Origin of the sequence: Paenibacillus taichungensis, assembly GCF_003287275.1 — a bacterium.
Lineage (GTDB): Bacteria > Bacillota > Bacilli > Paenibacillales > Paenibacillaceae > Paenibacillus > Paenibacillus taichungensis_A.
This window is the reverse complement of the sequence record NZ_QEVW01000002.1, coordinates 14,713-32,591: the sequence shown is the minus strand read 5'-3', so window position 1 is coordinate 32,591 and position 17,879 is coordinate 14,713. Positions and strand designations below refer to the sequence as shown.

The window sequence follows — 17,879 nt, the reverse complement described above, 5'->3', positions numbered from 1 at the left end:
GAATTTTTGTCCCTATGAACCTACGAAACTATGAACCTATGATTTTGAAGCTAAAGTATGATATCGACTTTCTGATCTGGAACTCCATCTAGAGTTCCTCTCGACTAGCGCTTACTCTAACCCCTTGCTATGGTGAATCTCACGGATCAATGGCACTTCTGTACCCGGACGGCGAATACGCTGCTGCAGCGTTAGACGAATCTGTCCGTTCAAGTAAGCATCTGCCTGCAAGTCGGCCGAAACTTCATCCACCGTCACATATCGCGTACCGTCTGTATCCGTCAGAGCAATACGGGGCTGCATAGCCAGTTGTTCAACCAGATGTGTGACCGTTTGACGCACCTCTGTCACATTCGCAGCCAGCACATGCCCAATCCATTGCTTACGAACCTCCAGCGCCGAAGTCCCTGCGGTGGATGTATTGCATCCCGTCAATCGCCACAGGACGGACTTGGCCTTATAACCTCCAGGCCAGACATCCCCATATATGGACCATTCCTGTCCGAGCTGGGTTCGTGTCCAGCCCTGAAGTGCAGCCATCCACGAATCTGTGGTTTCAGCCTGAATGTATTCCACCGGTTCCGGAACATACACCCCGAACCGCAGGCTGCGGGTAACCAGTCCAGAACCGGTATCCACACGATCACCATCCGAAGAACCCAGATAAATGCAGGTAAATGCCCCGCCCTCTTCATCCTCCAGCCTGACCTGATGTAGTCCTTCCATCAGCGCTGCTGACCAATTTTCTACTTGTTCAGCACCTCCATCTTCTGCACGTGCATATGGAGAGATTTTGATGATCCTCCTATAACCTGCCCAAGCAGACTTCGGTACTTCTTCTGCAAAAGCAATCACGGCACAGGGTCCGGCTAACACCTCTCCCGGTGCAGGAATATCCTGTACTCGGCCATTCCATGCCGGGACAAGAGCCTCCAGCTTCTGCTTCAGCGTTCGCCTGATGACGTTGCTCATTTGCCCTGTGCTGGCGGTGTTGTTTAACCCACTACGCATAGACACATTCATTTCGCCCCCTTCAGCTGCAAGTTTCGATCTGCCCGCATTGTGCAGCGACAATTTGGCAGCAACGAACTCCCCCCCTTTAACCGATCTGCTAATGGAAAAAGGAAATCATCGTCAGTACGTCTCTGTGCTAACGGTTCTCCACCGGCGCCATAGCTGGACACCATTCACCGCAACAAAAAGACCGGCCCCTTGTGGCCGATCTGTACATTAGCGTATGCGCTTTCGGTGTGTGTCCTTTGCTATTGATCCGATAATATAATCTTACACCCTTTCATTCCTAGCGCGGATGGTCATTCGTACGACTTCGGTGCGATTAAGGGTGCATCTGGGGTGGAAAAAAGACGATCATTTGGTTGAAGTATAAGACGTCTTATTAACATTATTTTATTTCTTTGTATTTGGTATTATAGGCAATGAGGTATTTCTCTGTAGAGTCTTCCACAGCAATCATATCTTTACTGTTTTCGTTTTTGATTTTAAATAGTTTTGTACCTACATTGTAGGTGTTGGAACTAATAACGTTCCCATCACCGTGATCACTCTCATTGGTCGAGGATACCTCTATCTCACCTACTTGTTCAGCTAGTTCCTCCTCTGAGATGATGTCATTGCTTGTAATATAGACTTCTTCCTTTAGTTTTATCATTTTATCTGAAGCAAAACTTCCTGAGGAAGATGAACAACCAATCAAAAGTAAAATCAAAGAAACGACCGGTATATATAAAAATTTTCTTTTCATATTACCTCCAGGAATAGATTAAGGCCCCCAATTGATGAGGCCTTGACTTGGCTATTAATTAATAGAAGCCGAAGCTTCATCAAGAGTAACTAAACGATTATCGTACAGGTTTTTAAACGAACTGTCACCCGGTTTAAGCGATTGTACACCCTGTTTAATAAAGATACTTTCATCCTCATTAATTGGAATGTATACATTATCATCGATCTTTTTTAGATACATCAATACTTCTGTACCTTCTTGGAGTTCGGTTGAATTTTCATGGTAAATAATAGACGTATCCGTTTCTCCGCCAATTTGGCGTAAAATAATTGTATCTCCTTTTGAACCTTCCCCTTTGATGACATTTTCTATAGCTACCTCTGATTGGTGAAATGCTTCTTCGGTTTCACCATCATTTTTTATGAGAGGACTAAGTTTGTTTTTAACAATCCCACTCACAATAAGATCAGCATCATATGCACGAGCTTCGAGTGTGCTATAGCCAATAGCCCAGGAATAATGATTTATTTTCAGCTCTTTTTGTGTTATCAGAGCCTTTTGAAGAATATTTTCGGGAACATCTAGCACAAGTTCTGGATTCTGGGCTTTAGCAAAGTTATTGTCATAAAGAACATTAACGGTATTTATGTCCCATGAAGTTGGTGACTTGTTTGGACGCCCATCTACCAAAGTTCCAGAAGATTTACGTTCAAATGTATTTGGAGTCATAACTGTAGGATTACCATATGGAGCATGATCCAACCCAAGGGCATGTCCAAATTCATGAGTTGCGATACCCTCTACATTGTCTGTATTGTAATGACTTTGCGTTGTGTAGTATGTATTAACCCATGTTTTCATAGTGGAATAGTTCCCAGTTATAATACTAAATGTCCATTCCGCAAGACCGTCCCAAGTAACGCCACTGTCAGATTTATTGCCCGCAGTAAATTTAGAATTCGTACCAGCTTTCAGAAAAACATCAGTAGATAGATTCCATTCATCTCTAGCATTTGTCCATATGTTTATGTAGAAATTATTAGAACCATTGTTTTGATAAGTTATATTTCTGCTTCCCCAAGAATAACCAGTTACTGGAGTCGCATAAGCTTGTATGTTACTAAACAATAATCCTCCTAAGCCGCATATTAATAACGCTTTCTTAAAATATTTCATACAACCACCATCTCTTTGTTGGATTTTTTTTCCACAAAAAAACCATACCTTGAACATGTAAATATGTCAACGTAATCCAGAAAAATAGCACTTTTATACTGATTTTTTCGGATTGAAATTCAGTAGAAAAGTGCTATTCTTTATTAATTTAAACAAAAGAATGAATTAATTCCTAAATATCTGATCATATCATACAGAAGATAACATCCTATCTTTCTAAACGATGGACTGATCAATGCGGAGTATATTTATGAGACTCGCCACATTTCACTTCCTAAAACACAAATAAAAAAATAGATTATTTCAGCGTAACTTTCGGATTCAACGTAATCTCAAACGCACGTCCCCAGATGAAATCGGGATTCGCATATTCCAGCAGTGAACTGCAATACTCCGCATAAGCTGCTTTGCCATTACAGATTTGTTTGATCGCTATGTTCCCTTGGGCAAAAGCTGGTTTTCCCGCCAGTGCCGTGGTGTGGGTCTGCATCAGATCTCTGAGTAAAGTCTGCAAATGAGCATAATCTTCTTCTGAGTTAAACAACACCATATTCTGATCCGCGAGGGTGGCCACATTGGTATACAGCGCATGCGCTCTGGAATACGTACGGATATCTGCAATCGCTACTGCTTTATAGTAATAATCTTTCAGGAAACGTTTGAACAACAACGAACCCTGTGCATTCATGGCATCTCGCAACGCATGGGCATGTGTTTCTGTTGTAATTAGTGCATAACGGGATTGTCCCATACCCACAGCCATACCGATTTTGTTCCCCGGCGTATTCCATGCACTGTAACCCAGAACCCGGACCGTATACGGACTGTTCAGGAGTGCTTCAGCTACATCGACGTTGGCCGGACCTTTTCCTACAAAATCAATCAGCACCGAAGGAAGACCCTTCTCACTATTACTCGTCAATTGCGCCACAGCCGCCTGCACCTGATCCAGGGCAGTAATAGCAATAATCTCAATGTCCACCGGTTTTTTACCCGGTTTGCCTGGATGACGGTTCGTCATGCGATCCAGCTCAGACGCCATATCAAACGAAGAAGCTTCATCTACAGATGTAGCATTCGTCAATTTATTTTCATTTTCCACATCGGAAGTTGTATCCGTTGCCACATCAGGCTCTGGATAAGCAGAATCCGCTACAACCACACCACCAACAATATCCACATGACGCACTACATTCTCGTGCACATTCATATATTCGTAGGTATTGATAATCGTGGAACCATGAGGGCCAAAATATTTCACCGCATAACGCGTCTTCTTCCCACCACGAAGCAGTTGATTCGCCATACGCGCCACCAGAGCATGACCCAGGCCATCCGCGTCGGGAAGAATAATCGCCCGATCGGGATTTTGTCCATCCGTCCCACCGAGCCATTCATTGATCCGTGCTTCCACATAATTAATCTCATTAATCTGAACGCCTTGCGTATTCGCATCGTCGACGCCTACAGCGAGGAAATCAATATATCCTTTGCGAGCAAGCTTATCCAGAATGTACAGATTGGTTTTGAATTTATGTTGTCTGGTGTTGTAGTACTGTTCTTTATTAAAATACGTCGTTGCCCCATATTCCGTAGACTCTGGAGAAAGGTTGTACCCGTTCACAATATCCTCGAATACCGTAAAAGACTGGCGTGGTTGCTGCATCAGTGCACGTGACTCATTGTAGGCATCCAATGCGAGACCATCTGCAAATGAGGTGGTCGCGAGTCGCATAATGGTATCCATCACAAACACCGGTTTGCGTGGATATTTCCCTTTAATCGCTTTGATCACATCGAGCAAACGGGTGGTGTCCTGATCATAATTAGGATATGTGCCACCTCCATCTTCACGAAGCTGACGACTGCCGATCAGACCACCATAAGCCAACATATCTGAAGAGATGATGAATCCATCCACTTTGGCGGCATTTTTCAAAATGAAATCATGAATGTTGGACGGTTTCCCATACGTAGGGGTAGACGTTCCAAGCAATGTGGTGCCTTCTACCGTTTTCTCGGAATCCAGACGATTTTGAATGTCACCCAGGTGCGGTGTAATGATATGGATACCGGCTGCTTTTCCTTGTACAACGACGTCATCCAGATTCGCTGGACGATCATCCAGTGGAACATACAATACTGTTTTCATATCCTAAAACCTCCTGTTAGATAAGTTGAACTAGAGATGTTACACCTTGTCACTGCGATTGCAGTACCATCTTCCGATCGCTCTTATCCCCAGATTTTCTTGATCCCTTAGTTCAAGGGTAAAATCCGGTGCTAAAGGCGAACACTTCGCTTCTTCAGATTGGTTCTGCACTCTCCGTTTTGGTGTAAAAATTAAATTCAACTTATAATGATATATTCAGTCTTTCTTTAGTACCCGATCAGAGCAGGGGTGCAATCACCGCATAAAAAAACCGGCCCTTGGCCGGCATGTACATTAGCGTATGTGCTTATCGGGATATGTCACTTGCTACTGATCCGATAATACAATCTTACATGTTTAAATCGGTCGTGCTGACGGTTATCCGTATGGATTATGTCTATTTGTTGTTGCTCTCACGGCGGTTAAATGTCTGTTTAATGTGAAATAACTCTACACCCACGCAAGGGTCGATTAATTCACACGTATGCTGGTATCCATAGTCATTCTGATGCTATTTATCATTGTAATTTGGCCCGGTTTAAAAGATAAAAAAACACAACCTTCTCAGGCTGTGCTCTCTTAAAAGTATTTGCTCACGCGATAATATAGCGGAAGTTTTCCCAGCTTTCCGGAACCGAATTTCCGTTTCTGGCATGATGGTAGAAGCTGAATGGAAATTTGAACACATGACCTCCATGCCAATCGCGGGAACGTCTGTCGGTGAGCCAGTATTCCAGTTCGTGTGGAAGTGCAACAGAGCGTTCTGCACGGATCAATGGCAGACGGTCAACTGGAGATTGCAGCGTTGGCATCTCCTGTTCAACATCCACATCCCGGCTCAGTCGCAGCGCCTTGACCATCCTGAGAAAAGGCGGGATTCCTTTATGGAACAAAGCAGGATAATCGAGTTCAAATAATATATTAAGCGCGTGCCCGTAGGTTAACATGTGGCCGATCAGATCATGATGTGCTTCCGCCTGATAGATGGTACGAAATGCGCCAAGCTCATCCAGAATCAGCCGGGACAATTGTTCCGGTCGTTCTATATCAGGGAAACCGTCTGCCTCACTTAACTTCAAGCTGCGAATTTCTTTCACCGTTGTGTTTACCCAGGATCTACCTGGAATGGTTCGTTCAAAAGAATCAATAAGTTCAACCATCTGATTCATGTCATGTTCCGTGCCCCAACCATCCAATTCCCGAATGGCTTTTAAACTAAGGGCACCATAGATGGCCTGATGGCCAACCCAGTGCAGTTCTCCGATGGTTCGATCCAGCGCTGCTGTAATACGCGCTTCGGCCTCTTCCCTTGGCAAAACCTCTCCATTCCCGGAGGTCAAGCCATCATTTAATCCGTGCTGTCGAAGCATGGCTTTTGCTTCAGCCGTAACACTGCCCGCCGCAAGGGCAGTGAGACGATTTTCCCGCACCCAAAAATAAGCCGCAATAGCTCCCGCCCCATAGTGGGCGTGCCACAAATCTCCTGTACGCTCCCGACTGGACACAATAACAGCCAGCCCATCTTCCAACAAACGTCGATCCAACATGCCACCACCCTTCATCGATGCGAATCCTGATATACACACGACCAGCAACAGTTTTTTAGCAAAACACTCCTTATAAAGCGTTTACTTCTATAAGATGATTCAAATGGTGTACATATGACCGTTTTGCCTGCTGTTCCGCGTATTTTAGCCGATTCGAAGTCTCCCGACTTCACGAATGAACACTTCCAGCGGATATATGTTTGCTTTTTGCTCCGAAAAGAACCAGGTTCGCTCCTTCTTCACCACAATAAACAGACCATTTACATCCCCAACAGGGGCAAAGGTATCGCTAATCGCTCTCCATCGTTTCAATCCCATCTGCTCAAGTTCATCTACCGCAGAAAGCACATCTTCCGTGACAAGTCCCACCTCACACACCTGCAGCAGATCTTTCTCGGAAAAGGCGCGGTCACTCTCGTTAAGAACGGTATGATGAGCAATCAGCTCCAGAATGTTACCGACAGGATCTTCGAAATAGAGCGAATTCGAGTTCCAACTGGTTGAATAAGTCTCATCCTCACCTTCATGCCTACTTAGACGGACACGTGCCGCTGCCCATGCTTTGGCCTCCTGAAAACGATTCGCTGGAATCATCCAGGCGAAGTGGTAAAACGGATTCTGGTCTGCTTCACTTCGCATGAATATCATCTTCGTCAATCCAATCTGTAGCGTGAAGGAATGCTCGGACTCTTCAGCCATGTTCAACCCCAGAGTGTTGATATAAAAGTACTTGATGTCTTCCAATTGCGCTGTATATAATTTGACTTCTTCAAAAATCATGCTGTGTCCTCCTTCACCCGACCGTGCATCTTCTCCCACTCACTCCATGGCACCATGCCAAGTTCCGGCTTCGCTTCATCCGGTAGCATCGAAATAAATTCCAGGGAATGACCATCCGGATCGGTAAAATACACGGACACAGCCGGCATCCACCCAAATACATACAAATCACCAATATCATCATCCAAAAAGTTATGCGTCTTGATCCCTTTATCCTCCAAATAAGTGACAGCTTGCTTCATATCCTCCAACGATACTTGAAAAGCAAAATGCTGTCGCTGCACCTCGGAAGGGTCCTTTTGCCAAAGTCCAAGCATCGCATTGCCTTCATCGCCAATCCAATAAAAGGAGTTCCCACGTTCCTTCTGCCCATAAGCGTGCTGCAATCCAACGATCTGTTCATAAAAATGATGGGATCTCTCCAGATCCGTTACGTTCAGATGAGTCTCAAATATGCCTTTAATCATGATGAAAACCTCTTTCTCTTAACTCTCGGACGACTTCCGTACTGCAGTTAACGTCTCGGCAAGGTACAAAAATGAACCAATCACACGTTTGATCCGATCCTCAATGTCCTGACTGCCTTCAAATTCTTCGTATCCGTCATACGTTGCTTCAAATCTTCTGCGCTGTGCACCACCAATGGAAATCCACTCCTGTGCGTTAATCCCGTGCAGATTGCGAATAATTGCCTGCAGCTGCAAAAGTGAACTTACGCCCACCGCACCTCCTGCTGAGCTGATGGACAATACCGGTTTTCCACTGAAATGAGCCTGGCTCAGGTGATCCAATGCGTTTTTGAGTAAACCGCTGATGCTGCCGTGATACTCTGGCGTTGACAGAATAATGGCATCTGCGGCGAGCATCCGTGTGTTCAGATCTGACAGATTCTGATCTTCATTCTGTTTTTCATCCGGTGCATAGAATGGGAGAGGTGTCTGATATAAATCGAACAAGTTGGCTTCATGCCCCTGACCGCTGATTACCTCCGCGGCATATTCCCCCAAACGTGTACTGGTTGCATTTTTCCGATTACTGCCTGCCAAAATGATAATATTCATCTATGTCACTCTCCTTCGATTTTATAAAAACATTCCATCTCTTCGATTCAACTTTCTCTACTTTCATCTTACCTTGCTTACACCTCGGAATCGTCGGCAGATAGACTTAACTTGCAGTACAAAAAAACTCAACCTTTGGGTTGAGTTTCTACGACTTTAGTCTGAGAATATGTCGGAATGGATCAGACGACCCAACCATTTCTAACGGCATGAAGCGCAGCTTGCGTGCGGTCTGCCAGTCCCAATTTGTCCAACAGATGACTGACATGGGTTTTCACCGTTTTCTCGGTAATGATTAGTTTGATGGCGATCTCCTTATTACTCAATCCTTGTGCGATCAGCCCCAGAACCTCTCGTTCCCGACGGGTGAGCATGTCCGGTCCATGAGAAGTTTCCTTTCCCAGCCCAACCCGCTCTTGCTCTGGAAGCCGAGTAGACGTATGTGGATTGGCACGCCCATGCGCTTCATTCATCGACAGTTCAGACGAAGCCATCACATGCATTAATTGTCCTGCTGCCGCTGGATGAAGTTCTACCTGACCTGCATGCACATTACGAATGGCAGCGGCAAGATCCTCTGGCTCAATATCTTTCAGCAGATACCCTTTCACTCCTGCGCGTACGGCTGGTACGACATGATCCTGATCGGAAAAGGACGTAAGTACGATAATACGGATTCCAGGCAAGATCGAACGAAGCCTCCTCGCCGTCTCAATCCCGTCAAGCACGGGCATATGCAGATCCATTAATACCACATCCGGATGCAATTGTTCTGCTTGTTCAAGTGCTTCCTGTCCGTTCGACGCTTCTCCGACGACGTCCATATCTGGTTGTGTGGACAAAAAAACGTGCAACCCGCGCCTCACCATTGCATGGTCATCAGCGAGTAAAATCGTAATCGGCATGTCTTCTTCCCCCTGATTTTATACAGATTCGGACGGAAGTGGAATGACGACCGTTACCGATGTTCCCTTACGGGATGAACTCACAAGTTCAAGTCTGCCGCCCAACGATTGGGCCCGTTCCCTCATGATGGACAGACCCAGTGAATTGGAAGGCAAAGTCTCACGCCTTTTGGCTCCCCCTTTTCCGCGATCCGTAACGATTAATGCCGCTTCCTGATCGCTTAACTGGAGGGATATCTCAGCGGAAGGGACTCCCGCATGTTTACGTACATTATTGAGCGCTTCCTGTCCAATACGCCATAAGCCTTCCTCAATACTTTGAGGCAAGGAGCGCATCCCCGTCCGATGTACAACAACCTGCAATCCCTGTCCTGTACCATATTCCTGCAATGCACTGAGCAGACCGGACTCCAAACCGGCCGGACGAAGCTGCATTATCAAGGCACGCATTTCCTTCAATGCTTCCTGTGACAAGGAACGTATATCCTTCATCGCTTCCGCAGCGGGATGCAGCTGTGGTGATCCGGCTAACATGCTCTCCGCCCCTTTGGCTGTCAGGGACAGGGAGAACAAAATTTGGTTCACCGAATCATGCAAATCTCGAGCCAGTCGGTTTCGTTCCTCCAGTCGGGTTAATTCCCGGCGTTTGTATACCAGTCTCAGACTCTCCCACGAGGCTGTAATATGTTCAGCGAGTGCATCGAAAACTTCACGATCTGCCTGAAGGAAATCATTGGCCGAGCCCAATCCAACCACCAGTACTGCCGTTTCGCCAGGAGAACTTAATGGGATGGGGGCAGCCAAGCCCGAAGCCAAAACGGACATAGGGAACTGATTATTGCAAATGGCAGAAACATCTTGAATATCCGTTGTCGACAATACCATAGCCCGATGAGAATCGATTACACGATACATGCGATTCTCCACCTCTGGAGAGAGTCCAGATGTTGATATCATTTCGGACTTGCCATGAGCATGAGCCGCCTGTACCATAAAGCTTCCGTTCTTCTGGGATAACAGTGCAGCAAAAGGCCAGTCGTAATGTAGTCCGAGCAGCTTTACAACCGTCTTGGCCATATCGTCCCCACTGTTGCAATCATTGACCGTCACGCCCAGCGATCGGCTGAACTCCCCCAGTCTGACATACAGATCCGCTCGCCTTTGCTCTGCGCTATATAATCGCATCCGCTCCATTGCACTACCTATCTGATAAGCTACAGCCTGCAAAAGCGCCAGCTCACTATCACTGAAATGCTCTTTTCCTGGAGCAGCAACATTCAGAAGACCCAGCATCTTCTCCCCCGAGCGAAGCGGAACCGTTGCATGATGGGTGATGTCATGGGTATCTCCCCATTGATGATCGACGGCATCCTCCAGACGTTTGCAATTAATAATATTGACGGCATTATCCAATCTCCCGTCTCGGAAGCGATTCACGCACCAGCAAGACCCACAGCGCATCGGCTCCTTGTCATGATGCAGCAGAGCAGGAGGCAGACTGTAATCAGCAACACAGGAGTAATCTCCCTGAGCATCGATCAGGAACACCCAGCCCGTAGTCAATCCCGTCAGTTCCAACAACTTTCCGAGTACCGTATCCAGCATCAGATTCAGGTCGTTGGATGTGTTGAGCGTTTCCGCGATCGTCTTCAGTGTGTACATCTCCTGCATTCCGGCTTGTTCCGTCATGCGGATTCCTCTCCTTTGACTGATCCTTAGTGTTGTTTTCAATTATTGTATACAATCAGCGAAGGATATAAAAGGATGAACTTCTTGCTTCCCCTTTAGCCCAACTTCTTTCGCTCTTTGCGTGATGCAGATAAAGGCTCCATATTAATCAGGCCCCGATCCGACAGAGCCAGCGCCATTTTATAGAAAGCACGTGTCCGAATCTTCGTATACGTATCCTTGCTGACAGGAGGGTCAAACACATGGTTATACACTTTATAGTCAAATACATCGTCATCCTTCAGATAACGTTCTCTCACAAGTACACGTTCCTTCTCACTCAGTCGAGATACCACAAAATCAATCGTATCGCAGTACGCCTGACGTGCGCGCTGTACATCCACATTATAGATTGCCGTTCTGGCCGTGGAATCCCCGGTCACATTCGTTGCACCATGGAAACGCTCGGCGTAACTCGCCGTCACCATTACCTCTCGTTCTTCAAAAGCAATCGTTTTATAAATCCGGTATTTTTCCAGCGCGGCTTCAACAGCAGTCTGCGTTTTGCGTCGGTCCAATTCGGGCAGCATCAGTTCCATATTCATTCTCCTCCTTTAACATTAGTTATAGAATGAAAGTCTATTAGCTTCGCATATTCTACTCCGATGACAGAAAAATCTTACGATCGCTGTTATCCCCAGATTTTTTTGATTATATTTTCTAATGTAAAAATCCGATGATAAATGCGAAGCATATGCTTCCGAAGTAGCTTTCTTTCAGAAAGCTTTTAGCTTCGCGTCTCCAGCTTTTTTCTGTCCTCTTCGTTTGCGTAACTTAAAGTTCATTCTATAAAAGTTAAACTTGCATACATCTCATCTTTAGTATTTTGTATTATTCGGTTCCAGTCGCTTACGGGTACAATAAATAGACGAATAGAAGCTTTTCGATCTACCTATTGCTGATTTGAACCGCTTTTTGGATTAATACAAACTACTCCTTTTATTAGAGTTATCCAGTTCTCTGAAATAGTAACGGCATTTTTCAAGTTTTTTCTGTTGCCTTTTGGAATCAATTTAAGTCAGCTATGAAGCAGAAATAATTCATTTCTCACTCATCCAACTTGTCTCAACTTTACATTTTGTTCGTATTTTGTTCGTATTTCTATTTGAGGATACCACTTTCTGGGGATCGGCGTAAACCTTCATTTTGGGTCGTTTTAACTATAAAATAAAACCCGCGCTCTCATTTTCTTTACCTTTTGGCATAATTGTTTCATATCCCTTTACCTAATGGTATATATACGATATAGTACAGATAATTAAAGATCCTCGTATAAGTCATTTGATTTTTATAAAGAAGCTACTCCGTTTTGGACGATGGGCTAGATGTATGTTCACGTGCATACGTAGTGAAGGAGACGGAATCGATTCTGAAGAAGCGAAGCGTTCGCCTTTATCCCCGGATTTCTCCCTTTAGAAAATGAAATAGGAAATCCGGGAATAACAGCGATCAAAAGAACGATCCGAATCCGGAACGGGCATAGAACGCACATCTACCTCCCCCATCCAACTATCTTCTTTATAATTCAAGCACTTGTACGAATCAAAGGAGTGGCATGAATTGTGGAGCACGCTTTTGGTCCTTATCTGAAACAACTGCGCGAGCAACAGGGATACAGCATTAATCAGCTCGCCGAAGCAGCAGGAATCAGCAACTCGCAAATTTCACGCATTGAGAATGGGGTTCGCGGAGTTCCCAAGCCTGCTACCATCCGCAAAATCTCGGACGCACTCTCGATTCCCTACGCGGATATGATGAAACAGGCCGGATATCTTGAAAACGGAAATACAGCAAGTCAGCTCCATGACGCTCCAGAATGGGCAACTTACAAGGACCGTCGAGACTTTAAGAAGATGCTGGAGGACGAGGATGATCTGATGTTTGACGGCATCCCGCTGGATGATGAGGACAAGAAACGAATCAAGGATGTCCTGACAGGTCTGTTCTGGGAAGCCAAACAGATGAACAAGCGCAAAAAAACGAACGATCCGGACGAGCGCCCATGAAGCATTTCAAGCTGAACAAACTAAAGCAGCAGGTGAGATGATATGGATGACATTGTAACAAAGCTGATTCGAAAACACCGGACAAACTGCCCTTTCAGCATTGCCAGAGCCATTGGAATACAGATCCGGTTCACCAATCTGGGCAAGTCTACCAAAGGACTGTATTTCCGAAAGCTCCGTCGCAGATTTATCGTCATTCACAATGATTTACCGCCGGAATGGCAGCGTTTCGTGTGTGCCCATGAACTTGGACATGACCGATTGCACAAAGGTATCAACCGTTTCTTTCTGGAGGAACACTCCTATTTTGCCCCAGGCAAGCTGGAAAGACAGGCCAATCGCTTTGCCATACAGCTCCTAACTTCAGGGGTCATGCCAGAGCCGGATGAATCACTGGAGAAATTTTGTTTGCGTACTGGACTGCCACGTGAAGTGCGGCATTTTTTTTAGCCATTTTAAGAACATACGTTCCTTACAAGTGAAGTTCTCTCTTAATCTTCCACTATGAAAATTAGATGTCACATTCAGGTTACCTATTTTTACGTGAATCACGAGATTTCCTAATAATAGTCTGGTAAAATACAACATGAGTTGTGCAAACGCTCACGTAGATTATTATTTCGGGGAGGTTACTGATTCATATGAAAATCTGGAAGACTTATGTTTCACTTGTGCTAACACTCTGTTTGCTGTTCGGCAGTGTAGGCATTGCCGCTGCTGCAACGGATACCAATCCAGGCACTGGTAAGCACATTACTATTCTACATACGAATGACACGCACGCACGCGCAGTTGAGTCCTCACCTGCGATGGGTTTCGCCAAAGTTGCTGGAATTGCGGACAAATACCGTAGCGAAAACCCAAATACCCTTCTGCTGGATGCCGGAGATGCAGTGCATGGTACAACCTTTGCTACACTCGTTAACGGTGAGAGCATTGTCAAAGTCATGAACGAAATCGGTTATCAGGCGATTGTACCGGGTAACCACGAATTCAACTACGGTTCCGAGCGCCTCATCGAACTTGCGGATATGATGAACTTCCCTATGCTCAGTGCCAATGTGAAAAAGAAAGACGGAACTCGTCTCTTCGATCCTTACCTCATTAAAGAAGTAGACGGCGTGAAGATTGGTATCATTGCGCTGACTACACCGGAAACGATGTACAAAACAAATCCGAAAAATGTGGAAGGTCTTGATATTACAGACCCAACTGCGGAAGCCAAAGTTCTCGTGAACGAAATTCGCAGCAAAGTAGATGTTGTTGTTGTATTGGGACACCTTGGACAAGACGCGTCCAGCACCGATACTAGCTTCAAAGTTGTAAAAGAAGTGCCTGGCATTGATGTTTTCATCGACGGTCATAGCCATACAGTTCTGCAAGATGGACTTGTATCCGATAACGGCACACTGATCGCAAGCGCCGGTGAGTATACAAACTTTGTAGGCGTGATCGACCTGTGGGTTGATGGCGGTAAAGTAACGAAAAAACAAGCAACACTGATTGATGAAACGGAAGCAAAAGACATCAAGCCGAATGAGAAAGTTGCCGCATTGGTGAACTCCATTCAAAAAGAACAAGAACCCATTTTGAAAGAAGAAGTAGCCAATACAGCGATTCTGCTGGACGGCAAACGTGAACAAGTACGCGCAGGTGAAACGAATCTGGGTGATCTGCTGGCAGATGCCATCCGTGACGTCAGCAAAGCCGATATCGCACTCACAAACGGTGGCGGTATTCGTTCTTCCATTGAAAAAGGTATCGTAACTAAAGGTGATATCATTACTGTCCTTCCTTTTGGCAATCAGGTTGTAACGCTTGAAGTAAAAGGCTCCGATGTACTGGCAGCCCTTGAAAACGGTGTAGGATCTTATCCAGAACCAAGTGGCGGATTCCCACAAGTATCCGGCATGACCTTCAGCATTGATTCTTCCGCTGAAAAAGGTAGCCGTGTACACTCCGTCATGATCGGAGATAAAGCCCTTGATCCAAAAGCAACATACACATTGGCTACGAATGATTTCACTGCTGTTGGCGGTGACGAGTACACGATGTTTGCGAAATACACAACGTCCGGCATGTACGGTGCTATGGATGAAGCGTTGATCGAATACATGCAAAAACTGGGCGCTGTAGATATTAAAACCGACGGTCGGATCAAGGAAGCAAAAGCTCCTGCGGTTGAACCGGAAGCTCCAGTAACGGAAACACCAGCTCCAACTACACCGAAACCAGAGACACCAAAACCAGAAACACCGTCGAAACCGACGCCAAGCAAACCAGCTCCAGCCAAAGTGCATGTTGTAAAATCCGGAGACTCCCTGTATTCCATCTCCAAACAATACGGCACCACTTGGCAAGCTCTGCAAAAGCTGAACAAGATCAAAAATCCACACTGGATTTATCCAGGTCAACAATTGAAACTGCCTGCAGCTTCTTAAGTTCAGAGACGAGCAGATAGTTGTACCATTAAAATTCAAAGGAAGGGTGTCCCTCAAGCCATAACAGCTGATGGACACCCTTTTCTATTTTCCAATCATTCCTATCAACAAACGGTCACCTAAAGATGTGCAACATTCCCCGCCTGCCTGAATATAGCTTTGCTGCAAAAATAAATCCCAGGGTTCACTTTGAGAAACCACTTTATTGCCTGTCTCCAACCTCGGACTATAGAAGAAATCCACATAATTGCCACTCTCATGCGGATTTTTCACATTTGAATCGACATACTTTTCGTCCATCTTTTGCATATTTGCACACGTATACGTAACGGGCACACCACATCTGAAGCTCTTATGAACAAACCGACTGTATACAGAATACAATTTTTCAAATTCTAGTTATTTGGTATGACAATACGCAAATAGTGTTGCATTCTTACATGACTATAGCCCTCTTTTTAATGCTTTAATCCGTTACATAACCACAAACATCTCTTATCGCATAATATCCGGACCTATTATACATCGTTCTATTATATAGAGACACGTAGCACGGTTTCATAAGGAAATATGTTTTTAATTCCGGACTATAGTTGTTCCTTCACCTGACTTACAGCCTCTTGTGCCGACATACTGATTCGTTTGGATTCACCTCGTGCTGCAAGAACATGCGATCCAAATTCCACCTGTCCCTCGGCCGCACCTCGGCCAATAACAATCTGGACAGGCAATCCGATCAATTCCGAGTCCTTGAACTTCACCCCTGGCCGTTCATCCCGATCATCAATCAATACGCTGTATCCGGCATCTAATAGTTGTTGTTCCAGTTCCAGCGTGAGTTCGCGTTGCTGTTCATCTTTCCAGCTCATTGGGATCAGATGTATATGATAAGGTGCAATGGCTGCCGGCCAACGGATGCCATCCTCTCCGGCATATTGTTCAGCAATAGCGGCCATCAGACGAGACACACCGATACCGTAACAACCCATTACAGGTGCGCACTGCCGTCCATTGCGATCCAGGAAGGATGCTCCCATAGCGTCACTGTACTTGGTTCCCAACTTGAAGATATGCCCGACTTCTATTCCTTTTGTGAATACCAGCGATTCTCCACAGGTTGGGCAGCCGTCACCTTCAGCAGCGAAACGAATTCGATCTACTTTGTCCAAAGCAAAATCTTTACCTGGAACTACGTTGGAATAATGCATATCAACTTCATTCGCGCCTGTAATGGCACGTTCCATTGCAGCTACATCCGCATCTACTACAATCGGCAGATCCAGTCCAATAGGACCCAGGAAACCTACAGTTAAATTCGGATGACTTGCAAGGGCTGTTTCATCAGCCAGAATCAGCTCCTCTGCACCCAATACTTGCTTCAGCGCAATATCATTCAATTCATGATCCCCACGAACAAGCGCAGCGACCAGTTCACCATCGGCCTGATAAAGCAATGTTTTGATCATGTTCTGAGCATCCTTGCCCACAAAGGCACTTAACTCATTGATTGTTCGTACACCTGGCGTTTGGATACGAACCAAGGTATCCCCTTCGGCATTCCCATCAGCTTGATCAACCGTTTCTAGCTCAGCAGAAGATCCAGAAGTCTGATATCCCGCCTTCTCCAGATTTGCGGCATATCCACAATGTTTGCAAGTTACGATCGTATCTTCTCCCACATCTGCAAGTGCCATGAATTCGTGGGTCTCCCCCTGACCACCAATGGTGCCTGCATCGGCTTCCACTCGAATATATTCCAGTCCACAACGTTCCAAAATGCGCGAATACGCCGTATTCATGGCCTGATAGGTGCGGTCTAATTCTTCCCAATCGGAAGCAAAAGAGTACGCATCCTTCATGATGAACTCCCGTCCCCGCAGTAACCCAAACCTTGGGCGACGTTCATCTCTGAATTTGGTTCCAATCTGGTAAAGTGTAAACGGCAGCTTCCGATAGGAATTAACCTCGTCACGAGCCAGTGCAGTCACAACCTCTTCATGAGTTGGACCCAGGGCGAATTCTCGTGCATGGCGATCCTTCAGACGCATCAACTCAGGGCCATACTGTGTATATCTTCCGGATTCTTCCCATAGCTCAGCAGGCTGCATGATTGGCAGCAATACTTCCTGACATCCTGCACGGTCCATTTCTTCCCTAACGATTCGTTCGACATTCAGCAAGATACGACGTCCTAAGGGCAGGTAACTATATATCCCTGCAGCAAGTTGGCGAATCATTCCTGAGCGCAGTAACCAGCGATGCCCTGCTGCATCTGCCTCTGCTGGTGCTTCACGTAATGTTGGAACAAGCATTTCACTTTGACGCATCTTGTCACACCC

16 protein-coding genes are annotated in these 17,879 nt (G+C 45.7%); 3 read left to right on the top strand and 13 right to left on the bottom strand.

Going from position 1 to position 17,879, the window contains the following annotated elements:
• Positions 1–111: 111 nt before the first annotated feature.
• The 11 genes from DC345_RS02505 to DC345_RS02455 all read right to left on the bottom strand — a co-directional run bounded on the left by DC345_RS02505 (position 112) and on the right by DC345_RS02455 (position 11,632).
• A complete protein-coding gene (locus tag DC345_RS02505) occupies positions 112–1,017 on the bottom strand; it encodes a hypothetical protein (protein WP_146752094.1) in 906 nt (301 codons plus the stop codon).
• A 385-nt stretch (positions 1,018–1,402) separates the two neighbouring features.
• Positions 1,403–1,762 carry a hypothetical protein gene (locus DC345_RS02500; RefSeq protein ID WP_113051773.1) on the bottom strand — a complete coding sequence of 120 codons (360 nt, stop codon included), beginning with the start codon at positions 1,760–1,762 and terminating at the stop codon, positions 1,403–1,405.
• Positions 1,763–1,816: 54 nt separating this feature from the next.
• Complete coding sequence (locus DC345_RS02495) at positions 1,817–2,977, bottom strand: matrixin family metalloprotease (protein WP_113051772.1); 1,161 nt, start codon at positions 2,975–2,977, stop codon at positions 1,817–1,819.
• Positions 2,978–3,218: 241 nt separating this feature from the next.
• The gene (locus DC345_RS02490; protein ID WP_113051771.1) at positions 3,219–5,072 is read right to left on the bottom strand and encodes a DUF4127 family protein; all 1,854 of its coding nucleotides are present in this window, start codon (positions 5,070–5,072) and stop codon (positions 3,219–3,221) included.
• A 593-nt stretch (positions 5,073–5,665) separates the two neighbouring features.
• Positions 5,666–6,616: a hypothetical protein gene (locus DC345_RS02485; RefSeq protein WP_397333619.1), complete on the bottom strand. Its 951-nt coding sequence runs from the start codon at positions 6,614–6,616 to the stop codon at positions 5,666–5,668.
• Positions 6,617–6,763: 147 nt separating this feature from the next.
• Positions 6,764–7,399 carry a VOC family protein gene (locus tag DC345_RS02480; RefSeq protein ID WP_113051770.1) on the bottom strand — a complete coding sequence of 212 codons (636 nt, stop codon included), beginning with the start codon at positions 7,397–7,399 and terminating at the stop codon, positions 6,764–6,766.
• Positions 7,396–7,866: a VOC family protein gene (locus DC345_RS02475; protein WP_113051769.1), complete on the bottom strand. Its 471-nt coding sequence runs from the start codon at positions 7,864–7,866 to the stop codon at positions 7,396–7,398. The genes DC345_RS02480 and DC345_RS02475 overlap by 4 nt, the downstream gene beginning before the upstream one ends.
• A gap of 18 nt (positions 7,867–7,884) precedes the next feature.
• Positions 7,885–8,460: an NADPH-dependent FMN reductase gene (locus DC345_RS02470; protein WP_113051768.1), complete on the bottom strand. Its 576-nt coding sequence runs from the start codon at positions 8,458–8,460 to the stop codon at positions 7,885–7,887.
• Positions 8,461–8,642: 182 nt separating this feature from the next.
• Positions 8,643–9,365, bottom strand: a complete 723-nt coding sequence (locus DC345_RS02465) for a response regulator (protein WP_113051767.1) — start codon at positions 9,363–9,365, stop codon at positions 8,643–8,645.
• An 18-nt stretch (positions 9,366–9,383) separates the two neighbouring features.
• Positions 9,384–11,054, bottom strand: coding sequence for a GAF domain-containing sensor histidine kinase (locus DC345_RS02460; protein ID WP_113051766.1), 1,671 nt, complete (start codon positions 11,052–11,054; stop codon positions 9,384–9,386).
• Positions 11,055–11,149: 95 nt separating this feature from the next.
• The gene (locus tag DC345_RS02455; protein ID WP_113051765.1) at positions 11,150–11,632 is read right to left on the bottom strand and encodes an ArpU family phage packaging/lysis transcriptional regulator; all 483 of its coding nucleotides are present in this window, start codon (positions 11,630–11,632) and stop codon (positions 11,150–11,152) included.
• A 1,020-nt stretch (positions 11,633–12,652) separates the two neighbouring features.
• Here DC345_RS02455 and DC345_RS02450 point away from each other — a divergent pair.
• The 3 genes from DC345_RS02450 to DC345_RS02440 all read left to right on the top strand — a co-directional run bounded on the left by DC345_RS02450 (position 12,653) and on the right by DC345_RS02440 (position 15,540).
• Positions 12,653–13,099, top strand: a complete 447-nt coding sequence (locus tag DC345_RS02450) for a helix-turn-helix domain-containing protein (RefSeq protein ID WP_113051764.1) — start codon at positions 12,653–12,655, stop codon at positions 13,097–13,099.
• A gap of 42 nt (positions 13,100–13,141) precedes the next feature.
• Entirely contained in the window at positions 13,142–13,549 is a 408-nt protein-coding gene (locus DC345_RS02445) for an ImmA/IrrE family metallo-endopeptidase (RefSeq protein ID WP_113051763.1), read from the top strand.
• A gap of 191 nt (positions 13,550–13,740) precedes the next feature.
• Entirely contained in the window at positions 13,741–15,540 is a 1,800-nt protein-coding gene (locus tag DC345_RS02440; protein WP_113051762.1) for a 5'-nucleotidase C-terminal domain-containing protein, read from the top strand.
• Between the two features lie 84 nt (positions 15,541–15,624).
• Here the strand turns inward: DC345_RS02440 and DC345_RS02435 are convergent, their stop codons facing one another.
• Positions 15,625–15,840, bottom strand: coding sequence for a hypothetical protein (locus DC345_RS02435; protein ID WP_181586447.1), 216 nt, complete (start codon positions 15,838–15,840; stop codon positions 15,625–15,627).
• Between the two features lie 287 nt (positions 15,841–16,127).
• Positions 16,128–17,867 (bottom strand): proline--tRNA ligase, encoded by a 1,740-nt coding sequence (locus tag DC345_RS02430; RefSeq protein ID WP_113051760.1) that lies wholly within the window; start codon positions 17,865–17,867, stop codon positions 16,128–16,130.
• Between the last annotated feature and the right edge of the window lie 12 nt (positions 17,868–17,879).